This is a genomic window from Pseudomonas guangdongensis (genome assembly GCF_900105885.1).
Classification (GTDB): domain Bacteria; phylum Pseudomonadota; class Gammaproteobacteria; order Pseudomonadales; family Pseudomonadaceae; genus Geopseudomonas; species Geopseudomonas guangdongensis.
Genome location: NZ_LT629780.1, coordinates 3,027,007 through 3,041,394, shown reverse-complemented (window position 1 = coordinate 3,041,394; position 14,388 = coordinate 3,027,007). Strand labels below are relative to the sequence as shown.

General features: G+C 57.7%; 9 protein-coding genes. 8 read left to right on the top strand and 1 reads right to left on the bottom strand.

The genetic code is table 11. From position 1 onward, the window contains the following. Positions 1 to 4: 4 nt before the first annotated feature. The 6 genes from BLU22_RS14155 (at position 5) to BLU22_RS14130 (ending at position 12,725) form a co-directional block, all read left to right on the top strand. On the top strand, positions 5 to 1,093 hold the full coding sequence (locus tag BLU22_RS14155) for an ADP-ribosylglycohydrolase family protein (RefSeq protein ID WP_090215789.1): 1,089 nt from the start codon (positions 5 to 7) through the stop codon (positions 1,091 to 1,093). Positions 1,094 to 1,108: 15 nt separating this feature from the next. Beyond that, positions 1,109 to 1,480: a hypothetical protein gene (locus BLU22_RS15340; protein WP_231975250.1), complete on the top strand. Its 372-nt coding sequence runs from the start codon at positions 1,109 to 1,111 to the stop codon at positions 1,478 to 1,480. 187 nt (positions 1,481 to 1,667) lie between these two features. Next, positions 1,668 to 4,916 carry an ATP-binding protein gene (locus BLU22_RS14145; RefSeq protein ID WP_090215787.1) on the top strand — a complete coding sequence of 1,083 codons (3,249 nt, stop codon included), beginning with the start codon at positions 1,668 to 1,670 and terminating at the stop codon, positions 4,914 to 4,916. Further along, on the top strand, positions 4,909 to 5,502 hold the full coding sequence (locus tag BLU22_RS14140; RefSeq protein ID WP_090215784.1) for a DUF7680 family protein: 594 nt from the start codon (positions 4,909 to 4,911) through the stop codon (positions 5,500 to 5,502). The genes BLU22_RS14145 and BLU22_RS14140 overlap by 8 nt, the downstream gene beginning before the upstream one ends. Before the next feature lie 23 nt (positions 5,503 to 5,525). Further along, on the top strand, positions 5,526 to 8,762 hold the full coding sequence (locus BLU22_RS14135; RefSeq protein ID WP_090215781.1) for a DUF1156 domain-containing protein: 3,237 nt from the start codon (positions 5,526 to 5,528) through the stop codon (positions 8,760 to 8,762). A 66-nt stretch (positions 8,763 to 8,828) separates the two neighbouring features. Then, positions 8,829 to 12,725, top strand: a complete 3,897-nt coding sequence (locus BLU22_RS14130) for a helicase-related protein (RefSeq protein ID WP_090215779.1) — start codon at positions 8,829 to 8,831, stop codon at positions 12,723 to 12,725. Between the two features lie 16 nt (positions 12,726 to 12,741). On the opposite strand, the gene BLU22_RS14125 is transcribed toward BLU22_RS14130, so the two are convergent. After that, the gene (locus tag BLU22_RS14125) at positions 12,742 to 13,044 is read right to left on the bottom strand and encodes a hypothetical protein (RefSeq protein ID WP_090215777.1); all 303 of its coding nucleotides are present in this window, start codon (positions 13,042 to 13,044) and stop codon (positions 12,742 to 12,744) included. 81 nt (positions 13,045 to 13,125) lie between these two features. On the opposite strand from BLU22_RS14125, the gene BLU22_RS14120 reads away from it, so the two are divergent. Both BLU22_RS14120 and BLU22_RS14115 read left to right on the top strand, forming a co-directional pair. Continuing rightward, complete coding sequence (locus BLU22_RS14120; protein ID WP_090215775.1) at positions 13,126 to 13,578, top strand: hypothetical protein; 453 nt, start codon at positions 13,126 to 13,128, stop codon at positions 13,576 to 13,578. A 119-nt stretch (positions 13,579 to 13,697) separates the two neighbouring features. Further along, positions 13,698 to 14,387 carry a hypothetical protein gene (locus BLU22_RS14115; protein WP_090215772.1) on the top strand — a complete coding sequence of 230 codons (690 nt, stop codon included), beginning with the start codon at positions 13,698 to 13,700 and terminating at the stop codon, positions 14,385 to 14,387. The last annotated feature ends 1 nt before the right edge of the window (position 14,388 follow it).

The window sequence follows — 14,388 nt, the reverse complement described above, 5'->3', positions numbered from 1 at the left end:
TCGCATGCCAGATTCACAAATCGCCCCATCCCATCCGCTTCCCGGCAGCCCTGCCGGTGTACTTGGCTGCCTGCTCGGCGGTGCCGTGGGCGATGCGCTCGGTGCGCCAGTCGAGTTCCTGCGCTGGGAGCGCATTCGCCGCGAGTTCGGGGAATCCGGCATCCGCCACTTCGTGCCCGCCTACGGCCAGCTGGGCGCGATCACCGACGATACGCAGATGATGCTGTTCACCGCGGAAGGCCTGCTGCGCGCCCATGTGCGCGGTGCCTCCCGAGGCGTCTGCCATCCGCCGTCGGTCATCCATCACGCCCTGCTGCGCTGGCTGCTGACCCAGGGCGAGCGCACGCCGCTGGAAATCGGCCAGGATGGCTGGCTGTTTGGTGACCGCCGCCTGTGGTCGCGCCGGGCTCCGGGCAATACCTGCCTGTCGGCCCTGCGAGCCAGTCGCAGTTTCGGCGAACTGGCCGACAACGACAGCAAGGGTTGCGGTGGCGTGATGCGCGTGGCGCCCTGTGCCTTCTTCCCGAACGCTTTCGACAATGCCGCCGAATCCGCCCGCACCACCCACGGGCACCCGAGCGGCTATCTGGCGGCTGGCCTGTTCGCCGACATCCTTGCGCGGATCTGGAGCGAGGGCATAACGCTCGCCGCCGCCACCAGAGCCAGTCTGGCAGCGCACGGCGACAAACCGGGCATGGAGGAAACCCGCCGCATCATCGAGCAGGTGCTCGCCCTGCATGAGTCAGGTGAGCAGCCCGACCCCGAATCCATCGAGCGACTGGGCGGTGGCTGGGTGGCCGAAGAGGCCCTGGCCATCGGCCTGTGGTGCGCCCTGGCGGCAGACAGCCTGGAGGAAGGCGTGATCACCGCCGTCAACCACAGCGGAGACAGCGACAGCACCGGCCTGATCGCCGGCCACTTCCTCGGTCTGATCCATGGCCCCGATGCCATCCCGCAGCGCTGGCTGCAGCACCTGGAGCTGCGTGACGTGATCGAGGAAATGGCGCTGGACATCATCCAGGTCCCCGAGCAGTACCACAGTGACGAGAGCGCGATCGCCGAGGCGGTCTGGCAGCGTTATCCGGGCTGGTAACGAGGAGCTGTATAGATGAAGCGTCATCAACGCATGTTGGCCGCTGCGAGCCTTGGCCTGCTGATGGGTATGGTTTGCCAGGCTCAGGCGGCCGACCGCGACCTCGATAACGACGGCCGCTGGGATTTCAACCGTGGTGGCACGGATCGGGACATCGACAACGATGGGCGCTGGGACTACGACAAGGGTGGCACCGACCGCGACCTCGACAATGACGGCCGCTGGGATTTCGGCGCCGGCGGCACGGATCGAGATATCGACAACGATGGTCGCTGGGACCACGACAAGGGCGGCAGCGACCGTGATCTCGATAACGACAAGCGCTGGGATTACGACCAGGGCGGTTCGGATCGGGATCTGGACAACGATGGGCGGTGGGATGAGTGACCTCTCGTTTCGCATTTCTCCAGCATGAGAGCTCCCCTTGCTTCTATGCTCCGCCGCAGATGTGCGTTCGTTGTAGCCAATCAAGTACGATGTACAGCAGTTTTCAGTATGGCTAACGGCCATCGAGGAGTCCGGTAGGCAGGGCGTTTGGCTCGCCTCCCGAGCATGGATCAGACACGGAGGCACGATGAAGCCGATTTTGCAGACCTGCATCCCCCGTCCCGACATTATCGCGGGATCGTTCAACCCGGAGATTTTCACGGCTTCGTTGAGCCAGGTACTGGATGCCTACTCAGGAAAGGGTACCAGCACGGACAACATCTACACCGATGCCGGCCTGTTCTTCACTCAGGCAACCTTTCCGACGGAGGGTTTGCGGCGGGTTGTTCGGGACGTGTTTGGTCGCCTTTCTGGTGATAATTCCCTCCCGGCCATCCACCGACTGGAAACTTCCTTTGGTGGTGGTAAGACCCATACGCTGATTTCCCTGGTTCACCTCGCCAAACGTGGTTCGAGCATTGCGGAGGTAGCCAAGGAGGTCATCGAGGCCGAGTTTCTGCTCCCGGAAGGCAGTGTCGACATCGTCGGTATCGCCTGCGATGAGATGCCGGTCATCGAGCCCAGCGGTGAGGAGATCCTTCCCTATACCCTGTGGGGGGAACTGGCCCTGCGTCTGGGGGGCGAAAACTTCTACCGGGAAAACCTCAAGGAAGTCACCTCAACGGCCTTCCCTGGCAAGTACTTCCTAGAGCGTCTCTTCGGTACCCGCAAGGTACTGATCATGATGGACGAGTTGGCGCAGTATGCGACTCGCTACGAGGCCGCTCATCTAGGCGGTGGTGATCAGATCGGCGCTTTCCTGATGGGGCTGCTGGGTTATGCCCGTACCCACAGCGGCATTTCGGTAGTGGTCACGCTGGCCAGTCAGCAGGATGCCTTCCGTCAGCAAACCGGCATGTTGGCAGGTGTTCTGCAACAAACGCTTGGGCGCGCTGTGGATACCGACGAAGCCGAAGCTCTGGCCGAGAAGGCTGGCAAGGCCATCCTCAGTGTCGTTTCGCGTGATGCCACCACGACCGTACCGGTACGTGCGACCGAAATTTCCCGAGTGCTGGCTCGTCGCCTGTTTGTCTCCATCGACCACAGTGCCGCTCAGGAGACTGCGCAGGCCTACATGGCGATGTACCAGAAGAGTGGTGCTCAGCTGCCAGACCAGGCAAGCCGTGCTGATTTCGAGCAAGTCATCACCAACAACTACCCCTTCCATCCCAGCTTCATCAGCTTCCTGACCAACAAGCTGTCCACCGTCCAGAACTTCCAGGGCACTCGTGGCGTCCTGCGTGTTTTGGCCATGGCCATCCGTAGCCTCTGGAAGAAGAACACCAAGTTGGCCCTGGTGCATACCTGCCATATCGATCTGGCGAACCCCGATGTAGCAGACGAGGTGGTTGGGCGGACAGGTGCATCAGACCTGATCACCGTTCTCAACGCCGATGTGGGGGGCGCCGACAGCGGTAGTCTTGAGTTGGGGGCTTCGGTTGCCCAGGCGCTGGACAAGAAGAATCCACACCCGTTGGAGTTCCCTCTCTACGAGTGGACCTGGAAGGTCGTGTTCCTGCATAGCCTCGTCGGGCGTGGAGAGGGTCTCTCCTCCAACCTGTTCGGCGTCAGTTACTCCGAAGCACTGTTTGAAACGGCTATGCCGGATATGACTCCTGCCCAGGTAGAGACGGCGCTCAAGGCCATCGCAGACGAAGCCTACTACCTTCGAGATAACGAAGGCCGTTTTTACGCCCATACCGATCCGACCGAGGCGCGGATCGTCAGCACCATCAAACAGGGCATTAGTCCGGATGCGGTGGGGGAGCACCTGGCCATCGTCAGCCGCAAGGTGGTCACCCACAATAGCCCGACCTTCGTGGTAGCGCAGGACGTGTCGCAGCCCGAGGACATTCCCGACAAGACCGACCGACCGGTGCTGGCCATTGTGCGCCTGGATGCCAACCGCATCGATGCTGAAGCCATGATCACCAGTTGCGGCGGAAACACGCCGCGCTTGCACCAGAACTACGTGTTCTTGCTGGTTCCGGAAACCGTACAGATCAAGGGTGAAACCTGGAACGAAGATCGCACCAATAAAGCCCGCTACCGTATCGAGCGCCTGGAGGACCTCACCCGCACGGTGCTGGCCATGCGCCGCCTCGATCACAAGCCGGAAGATTTCGGCATGACGGCCGCCAAGCTGGTGGAGAGCGGGTTCAAGAGCAAGCTCCGCGAGCGTGAGCTGGCGTTGCAGACGGCAGTCTCCCAGGCTTATGAAGCGATCTACTTCCCGGGGGCTTCTGGTGCCACCACCAAGAAGATGATCAAGCAGGCGGGTGGCGAAGGCGGACAGTCGGTGGATGCCGAAATTCTCCGTGTACTCTCCGGCGAGGGTGAGATGGTGACCATGGAAAAGGCCACCACCAGCGAAATGCTGATTTTGCTGGGGCAGATGTTCTTCCACCTCAGCCAGACGCCATCAATCGAGCAGATTCGCAGCCAGCTTGCCCAGAATCGCCGCTGGCCGATCCTCGAGCAGAAGAATGTTCTCGATACACTGCTGCGTGCTGGCGTCGAGCGTGGCCAGTGGTGCCTGTACCGCTTCACCTCTGCCGAGGATCAGAAGCCTGCTGAGTTCTACAGCCGAGATACCGGTGCGTTGCCGATGGATCTCAACCTCTCGCAGGCTGGATGGAAGCTGGTCAGCGTACAGGGTGCGTTGCAGCGTGGTTGGAATCCACAAGCTGAGCCCGCTCCCGAACAAGTCGAGCAGTGGGTTGCGCAGGCGATGCAGCTCAAGCCGCATACCAAGGTTGCTGATGTGCTGGCAGCAGTGAAGCAGCAGCATGGTGAGATCAAGGACTCGACCATCCTGACGGCAATCGACAACGCGGTACAGAAAGCCAAGGTCTACACCTACACGCCTACCGAGAGCAACGACCCGGTGCCGGCCGGCGAGGGAACCGCTCCAGATCTGGTCTATGGCTCCAATGCCTATTTCCACAAGACCAGTGTCAACGACATCCTCATCACTCCAGCGGAGGCCTCTGAATACGGCTGGGTCGAGCCTGAGGACACTCGTTTTACGGCGCAGGGAAAACAGCTGGCCGAGGTCCTGCACGCAAATCTGCGTAAGCTCGGGTCGCTGTATGCCAAAGGCGCGAATACCCGCATCGATTTGCTCCGCATGAGTGGCTTGGAGCTGCCTGAAGGCGGGAAAATCAATATCGACCTGGTCAAGGTTTCTCCCAAAGAGATGAAGCTGCTGGCCGAACTGTTCGAGGTACTGGGCGACCTCACCAAGCAGGGAAGCGAGACCCAGGCACAGATCGACATCCATCAGGTTCCGGAGTCCTGTGCCTTCTTTGATCTGGTAAAGCACACAAATGAGTAAGCCTGTTTCCCTGCAAGCCCATTACGACCAGCGCCTGAAAAATCGCTGGCGCAAGGCGCCTTTCGTATTGCGTTTTACCGAGTGGAAGGACATCACCGGCACTGTCGTCGTGATCAAGGAGCGGGTTTCCAGTGAAACCCGCGCTGAAGAGCGCAACCTGCAGCAGCTAGGCAATCTTCAGGATCGCGGCCACCTCTATGGCGAGAGCCTCAAATGCCTGATCCCCCTGCTCAAGCGCATGGTCGAAGGGGTTTGCGATGAAGCAGGCGTACCCATGGAGTTGCAGCGCTTCTTCAACAAGGAGGGCCTGAAGCTTCGTGACAACCTGCCGCTCGACGAGGAGGCGGGTGCCAAGTTGGCCTTGCTGTTCCGTTTGCAGGAGCGCCTGCACAACCCGGATCGCATCGAGTTACTGGCTCGACGCATCATGCGTTTCAGCCGCGAGGAAGCCGCCTATTGGCTGGCTCGCACCACCAGCTACGGTGCCGACGCAAATCGTTGGGCGATCAGTGGTCTGCGCATCATGCTGACCGGCACCAGCAACAAAGACGATGGTATTCAACGCATGCTCGACAAGCTGCGCTAACAGATTTAGGAAGAGTTGACCCAATGGATCGCAGACTGATCGAGGCAGGCTTTCCCTGCCACCAGGTAGGTGCAGAAACCCAGCGAGAGCGAGGAGCCAGTTCAGCCCTCCCGCCACTGTACTTTCTTCATGTCTGGTGGGCACGTCGCCCGTTGACGCCCAGCCGCGCGGCGGTAGCGGGATCGTTGCTGCCTGCCGATACCGATGTGGAGAGCTTCGTCAAGGAGCTTGGCATCGAGAAGCGAGTCGTAACCCTGGGAGGGCAGCACTGGGTTATCGTCGGCAAACTGCTGGGGCGCCTGGAGAAGACCGCTGATGGTGAGCGGTTGAAGGTCGACCCCGTGGTCTTGCGTGCCTTCGACAGTGAGCAGGAGCGCCGGGAGGAAAGCCTGCAACAGATCGCGCAGCTCAAGGCGCAAAGTCCGGAGCTGGCAAGACACCCGGTTATGCTGCGTTGGGAGGCGGAGTCCCGGCCGTTGGGGCAGATTCATGCCGGGCAGTGGTTGACCGTCGAGCGGGTCATGGCTGATCCGGCGCACGTCAACGAGCGCATCGAGTTTGCCAAGCTGCCTGAGGTCAAGGCGATTCTTGGTAAGGAGATCAAGTGGGATGCCGAGGATCTCTACGGGTATGCCCGTGCGTATCAGAACGACCATGCTCCCAAGCCCAGCGGTCTGACGGTACTCGATCCAACCTCGGGGGGCGGTTCTATTCCGTTCGAGGCCCTGCGCCTCGGTCACAACGTGATCGCCAACGAGCTGAATCCGGTCGCCACCACCATTCTATATGCGACCCTGGATTACCCGGCCCGCTTTGGCATGAGTCTGTACGACGATATCGAGCATTGGGGCAACATCATGCGGGAGAGGGTCGAAAGCCAGATGGCGCCTTTCTACCCCTTCTCGCCACTGCCAAAATACGAACAGGATCGCTTGCGCAAGCATCTTGAGCATTACCCTGAGCTGTTCGATCAGTTCAACCAGCCGGAGTACGACCAGAACGGCCTGCTCTATTGCCGCGAGGTGACTTGTCCCAGTTGCTTGGCCAAGACGCCGCTGCTGAATACCTGTTGGCTCTCCAAGGAGGCCGCTGATCCCTGGGGGGTGAAAATTATCCCTCAGGGACAGGGGGCTTCGGCGAATTACCGCTTCGAAACCTATCAGGTGTTAACAGGTGGTAAGGGGCCAAACGGTGAAGATCCTGAGCTTGCCACTGTTGATCGTGGGGTTGGGCAGTGTGTGCACTGTAGGCAGGCAATAAGCGGTGATGAAATAAAATCTCAGGCCAGGGGGGACTCTGTGCATGGGCTATGGAAAGACCGGCTTTATGTAGTGGTTTCGTCCAGATATCAACCCAGCTTGGACAGTCAAGGAAAACCACAGAGATATTCGACAGGTGAGCGGGCTGGAGAGTTAAAGGTTGAGAAAGTTAGGTTTTTTCGCATAGCTTCTGAGAAAGATTTCCTTGCAATAGATGAGGCGTGGAAAGAGCTTGAGCGGAAGTGGGATGAGTTCGATTTGCAGGGGTTAATACCTACGGAGCCTATCCCGTATGGGCATCGTCGAGATCAACGAGATGGAATTGTAAATTTTGGCATAGTTAAGTGGCTCGATATGTTTAATTCGCGCCAGATACTTGCTCACTTGACTGCGCTGAAGGCTCTAAATGACTTGAGAGAGAAGGTTATTGAAGCGTGTGGAGCTGCTAAGGGGCGGGCTGTAGTTACCTATTTGCAGTTTGCTCTCGATAAGGCTCTAGACTACAACAGTAAGCACACTCGCTGGGAATTTACTCGGGGGGTTATAAAGGGCACTTTTGGGCGGCATGATTTTTCGCTTAAGTGGACTTATGGGGAAATGGTTTTTTCTGGGCCTTTTTCTGGGCTAAAATGGGGCTTAAGCCAAATACTTGATAGCTATAAGGGTATTTGTAGTTTGGTTTCAGCTGGTCGTGAGTTGAATTCAATTTCCATTCCGAAAATCATAAACGGGTCTGGTGCAAGCATTTCTGGGGTCGACTCCTCAAGCGTTGATTTGGTGTGCATGGATCCGCCCTATTATAACAATGTTCAGTATGCAGAGCTTTCTGATTTCTTTTATGTTTGGATGAAGCGTAATCTTAAGGAGTTGTATCCTGAGATTGTTTGGCCGCGATTGACTAATAAGGTTGATGAAGCTGTTGCAAATCCTGCACTGGCAGGGTCAAAGGCAAAAGCAAAGGCGGTCTATGAAGGGTTAATGTTGGAAATATTTAAAGAGTGTCATCGTGTTGTGAGGCTCGATGGGCTGATGACGTTGATGTTTACTCATAAAGAGCAGGACGCTTGGGAAACATTGACGCGCTCTCTTATTGACTCTGGCTGGGTAATTACTTCTAGCTTTCCAGTTGAGTCTGAAAGTAGCTATTCGACCCACCAGAAAGACCTAGCAGCAGCTGCCAGCTCAATCTTTATTACCTGCCGCAAACGTCAGGCTGATCAGCCGTTCCCCGCTGTCTGGACTGGCCTCGGTGGGAGGGGCGTACAGAGTAAAATTCGTGACTCGGTCGAGGGGGCTCTCGATGAGTTTTCGGCTCTGAATCTGAATCCGGTAGACAAGATGATTGCCTGCTATGGTCGTGCGTTGCAGGTTCTTTCGGAAAACTGGCCAGTAATGGATGGCGATGAAGAAGTAAATCCGATCCGAGCCATGAACGAGGCCAGTCGGGTTGTCGCAGAGCATCAGATTCGCGATATCACGGAAGGGCGCATCACCGTAGATGACCTGGATACCGAAACCGCCATGGCGCTGACGGTTTACGGCATCTGGGGGCACAATGATGTTGCCTACAGTGAGGCTCTGAACCTCTCCAAATCGCTGAACTTCCGCCTGGAGAGTCGGGTGGCGGGTTATGGGGTTGAGGATCGCCTGGTTGCCTACAACACCGAGGAGTCCGGCGCCAAGCGTAAGGGCGCCTCAGTGGAAACCGTCGGTTACGCCGCGCCGCTACTCAAAAAAGGTTCCAAGCTCCGCTTGGCCAAGCCAGAGGAGCGCGACAAGCGACGTATTGCCAAGCCGCAATCGGATTGGGACGTGTTGCATGGTCTGATCATGTGCTACCGCTCCGGCGATATTCCCGTGGCACGTGCCTATCTGGATCAGCACCGTGAGGGGCGTGAAAACACCGTACTGGATCTGCTGGAGGTCTGGGCTGCGGAGGCCGAAACGCCAGAGCTGCGTAACGAGGCCAAGACGATTCTGTTTGGTCTGAAAACCCATTGATAGTGGAACGGGCGCTTCGGCGCCCGTTTTTTGGGAGTAATCAGTAATTTTAGTAAGGCTGCCGTCATGGTTGGCCGGTTGGTCGATGCTCTGCGTATCAATAGCAAGGAAGAAATAGGGAAGCTGATAATGTCGACGAGTCTTGCCGATTATCCATGGCGCTATAGCTACAAGACCTCCTCACTGACCAAGGATGGCCATACGGTCGACATCCTGCGTGAGTTCTATATCCCGTTGCTACAGCGTGCCGTGCGTTACGATCGGGTAGCTGGTTACTTTCGCTCCAGTTCTCTGGCTTTGGCATCGCGTGGTTTCTCGACATTTGTAAGCCGTGACGGCAAGGTGAGACTGATTGCAGGCGCTGACCTGCACCCTCAGGACGTACAGGCCATCATAAATGGCCAAGGCAAGCTCGATGACGCCTTGCAAGAGGCGCTGGACAATCCGGCGCAATGGCGCGAGGCCGAATTGCGCGGCGTAGAGCTGCTGTCCTGGATGGTTCGGCAAGGCTATCTGGAGATCCGTGTCGCTTTGCGGGTGCATAGTCAGACAGGACAAGCTATCTCCCTTGACTCCGGCGTTGATGGGTATGTTCACGAGAAGTGGGCGCTTGCTTACGATGCCGAAGGCAATTGCCTCTATGCCAGTGGTTCCTGGAACGAGTCGCAAACGGCATTGGCGCATAACGCCGAAAACGTGGATGTGGACTGCTCATGGCAGGGATCCAAGGAGCAGGCCAAGATCGCTGATGCTCAGCGCGACTTCGAAGCGCTGTGGAACGATCAGCACCCGGCTTTCAAGGTTGTCGACCTGCCAACAGCGGTCAAGGAGCGGCTGATCAGCTTCTCCGAGCAGATTCAGTTCCCGGTGGAGATGGATGGAAAGCCTGCTTTGTTGGAGCGGCCCACGCTCTCGCCGCTGGAGCAGGCGCGCTTCCAGCTGATCAAGTACGCTCCGCTGATGCCCAACGGACAGTATGTCGGTCTGTATACGGCACCTGTCCAACCCTGGCCGCATCAGATTGTCGTAGCTCATCGTCTGATCGATAACTACCCAGCATCGGGTCTGATGTGCGATGAGGTGGGGTTGGGCAAGACCATCGAGGCCGGGCTGGTTTTCCGCGCGCTGTACTTGAGCGAGCGGGCCAAGCGGATACTGATCGCCGCACCGGCCAGTCTTACGCAGCAATGGCAGCGGGAGATGGCCAGTAAGTTTCTTTTGCCATTCCGTCGTGTGCGCTCCGGTCCTTCATTGCAACTGGACTACCTTCTACCGCAGGAAGGGAGTGCTCCTGCATCGGGCTTGTATGACGCGGATCTATCGATCATTTCCACTGGCCTGATGACGCGCCAGGAGCGACGCCAGGCACTCAAGAGCGCACAACAGTTTGACCTGGTGCTGCTCGATGAGTCCCACTATGCCCGGCGCTCCAACTCGCAACGCGGAGTGCGTGGCTATCCGCAGTACAACAACCTGTACAAGACACTTCAGGATCTGATCCGACCAGCTACGAAGAGTCTGTTGTTGGCGACGGCAACCCCAATGCAGCTCGATCCTGTGGAGGTCAGTGACCTGATTGCCCTGACCAATCGGGTAGGAGCTTTCAAATATGACCCATCCCTCACTCTCAGGTACTACCAGCTCACGGCCGCCCTCAGTCAGGGACAGGCGCTGGAGCGTGAAGAGTGGGCGCTATTGCGGGCGGCAGTCACCAGCATTGAACACCTGGATCCGGTCTTGTGGCGATATCTCCTGGAGGTTGTGATTGACCCGTTTTCCAAGATCGACCTGGAGCAGTGGCTGAAGAGCGGAGTTGTGCCGCAATCCATCAATCATCCGGCCTTGGCGCGGCTGCTGTTTGCGGCAGCTCCTCTGTCTAGAGTCATGCAGCGGCATACTCGAGACTTGCTCAAGATCTACCGCAACAAGGGTAAACTGAAGGCTGGTTTGGCCAAGCGACAAGTCATCACGCCACCACGCATTGTCTTCACCCCGCAGGAAGCAAGGGTTGAAAGCTTTTTGCATGAGTACTGCGAAGGTTTGCGTGAGGCAATGCTTAATAATGGTGAGTGCAAGCCTAATCAGACCGCGCTGGGTTTCTATCTGAGCTTCCTGCGTTTGCGTTTCGCATCCAGTCTGCGAGCACTGAAGCTGACGGTGCAGCGCCGCCTTGATCGCGTACAAGCCACCTTGATCCAGCAACTCAGCGAAAGCACTTCTGCCGAAGACCGAGCCGAGCTGGAAGATCTTCTCTTGGAGGGTGGAGAGGACGACCTGGAGGCCGTGGACAGTTTGTTGCGCAACCGAACCCCGGAAGACCTCCGTTGGGAGCGTGATTGCCTACAAGCCTTGCGGCAGGAAGTAGAGGATCTCTCGCAGGTTTCTTCCAAGATGCAGGTTTTGCTGATGGTGTTGGGGCGGAGGAAGCAACCCTCTGGGCGTATTCAGCAAACGGTGATTTTTACTCGCTTCTTCGACACGCTGGAGGACATCGTCGAGCGGATTCAGGCAGTTCATCCGCATGCCCGTATAGGCACCTACTCCGGCCAGGGCGGCTCTTACTTCGACGTGGATCTGCTAAGCATGGTTGGCTGTGAGAGGGAGAAAATCAAGCACCGTTTCGTTCAAGGGGAAATTGATATCCTTGTATGTACCGATGCGGCTGCTGAAGGATTGAACTTGCAAACAGCAGACATGCTGATCAACTTCGATTTGCCTTGGAACCCCATGAAGGTGGAGCAGCGAATCGGGCGGATTGACCGCATTGGGCAGCGGCACAGTGAAATTTCAGTGTTGAATCTTTGCTATGCGGACTCTGCTGAACAGTTTGTCTATGAGCGACTCATGCAGCGCCTGGAAAAGGCTGGATTGGTTGTCGGCACGCAGCAGTTCTCCCTGCTGCCTGTCACGGTAGATGAGTTTGAGCAGCTTGCGGCAAAGACGCTTGATGAGCAGCAGCTAGAAAAGATTGCTTTGGAGCGAGCCAGGCAGCAACGTGAGCACAACAAGCTTCTTGAAATTCCAGCTCAAGAGCTTTTCGATATCTACACTCGACTGGAGATGCAGTATCGGTCACTGCCGCTGCCAGTAACACTGGCTCAGATATGGAGATCGTTGATTGAGTCGGAATATTTGAAGTCGTGTGGTTGCCAGTTCAGCCCTTGCGCCCGATACATCACTTTGAATGGTGTGGATCCGCTGATTGATGGATCCAACCTGACGGTTGATCGTGAGCTCATGGATGTCGGACTGCCTGGCGAGGAGCCTCTACACTTCGCCAGCTACGGAGATCCTGTTTTCGATCATCTGCTTACCCATTTGACCGCTCTTGCAGAGGCAGGTGGAGCCGTGCAGGTGATTTTGGCAGAGTCAGATGGTATCCGTCAGGCAGCAATCGCTTTCTGCGATACGGAAAGTGGTGCTTCGCGCCTGGCGCAGAAATTTGATGAACTAGAGAGCCATGGGGTCAGTGGCGATGTTGTTCCTGATGCCACGTTGAACGGTTATGCAGAGAAGGTGGCGGAGGATGCTCAGTTGATTGCTCGTACCCTACTTCGAGTAGGAGCTGTCGAAAGGCTCAATCAGCAACAAGCGGCAGCCCAGGTGCTGACCAATAACCTGACGCTTCAGCGCCTTATGGATGCTTCCTTACGGCGCGGACACACCAAGGATCTCGCAACGGAATTGCTCCGAGATGTCGAGGGACACGTCGTGCGTCGTGAGAGAGGTCTGCGTATTTCCGAAATATCGGATAGCTATAAAAGTTGTCTCGGCCATGGCTTAATCCAGCCAGTCTGGATGCAAAGTGGGGGAATTGGGCATCTGGATGTGCCCAAAGTGATGATGGAGTCTGCCCTGGATGTTGGTTATCGCTTGATCGAGAAAACCAAGAAGAAGAAATCCGAGTTGACCGCTTCTGAGCTGATACAGCGCCTGGAGCGCAACCCTCTGGAGGTCGTATGACGAGAGGCACTGGTCTTCATAGCCAGTGCCCTGGCACCTCGATCCCGTAGTTCTTCGCCACAGTCTTCAGCGTGGCGATGATCTCTGCATGCCGTGTTTGGTCGGCAGGTTGCCAACTGGCTCGGCGCTCCAGCAGGCTTTTTAGCTCGCCCAGGTTGTACATGCCCAGGCGATGGAAATTTCCCCAGCTGGGAATGCCGAACAGGTTGTAGATGACCACGGTGGCGTCGCGTTCGCTGGCCAGGCGCTTGTCGCCGGTCAGCTTCTCGGCAGCCTCTTCGGCTTCGTCACGGTCGTCGTAGGTGTTGAGAAGTTTCATGCGGTACTGGATGCAATAAGGGCGGAGACGGGATTGTGCCCGAGCCGCTGATATTTTGAACAGGAAATGGAATCAAGGGACATGAAGAGAATGCTGATCTGCGCTGCACTGGCTGCGCTGATGTCTGGCACGGCTGTAGCCGGTACCTACGAGTGGACGTCTGGCTGGGGCATGGGTGTCAGTGAGCACCTGGTCGATGATGGCAACGGCAACGAGCTGAACATCTCCTGCCCTGACTATGAAGAGCAGGGCTACGTAAGTGCCTATGCCACTATCAACGGCAAGCAATACAGCTCCAACGATGAGCCGGGCTTTGACGTGATCATCGACGGTGCGAGCTACAGCAACCCCTTCTACACCGGCTGCCGCGTCTGCAGCGAGATCTACCGCGGGGAGTTCTGGGAGGCACTGCGCCACGCCAATCGCCTGCAGCTCAGCGCAGGGGGAAGCACCATCAACTTGCCGACCAAGAACATCGGCCAGGTGCTGAAGCCGCTCGACAGCCCGGAAAACAGCTGCCGGCCCGAGTGGTGAGGCTTCGGTAATCGTGAAGACTGGGGCTGAGTCCATGGATGTGATGAAGGGGAACCTGAAGCAGATTGTCTGGGTTCCGGCATTGGCATCTAGGCCAGCCCCTTGTGAAGAGATACCTCATGCCGCATACCGCTGAGATCCACCTCAAGCCCGAAATCCTGGCCCGCTACGGCCTGCCGGACATTGCCTATCCGCTGCCACCGGGCGACCTGCAGGCAGCTCTGTCCCTGGATGGCGAGTTGCCGCTGGCGGTCATGCTGCAGGCTCTGCAGCAGCATGGCGCCGAAGCTGGTGTGGACTGGCGACACTACGAGCCGGCCATGAATCGGCTGGCCCAGTTGCTGACCGCGGACGATGGTCGAGCTGCCGCTCCCGTGATGGGCGATGACTGGTGGCTGGAGCTGGGGCCGGTGGATCTAGCGGGTGAGCTGGTCACCATCCAGCGCGAGGAAAGCCTGGTTGCCGCCATCAGTGCCCGCGAGGATGGCCGCCTGAGGGTCGCGGTATTCCGGCCGCTGGATGCCAAGAGTGCCGAATACCTGATCGGGCTGGGCCAACTGCTACACCCTGAGCATGGCGTTTGCATGCGCGAAAACAACTGGCAGTATGCGCTCGACTACTCTGCCGGCAATGGCAACTACTACGCAGCTGATCGTGGCGAGGCTTACTTGTCGTACTGGAAGCATGGGCTGGGCATCGGCAGTGATGGCAGCGAGATTCCCGGCTGGCATGCGCAGAGGGCGCTGGTTGCACGGCAAGTAGCCGTTGCTGCCACGGAGCTTGGCGTCCACTACGTTTGCTCCAACTGAG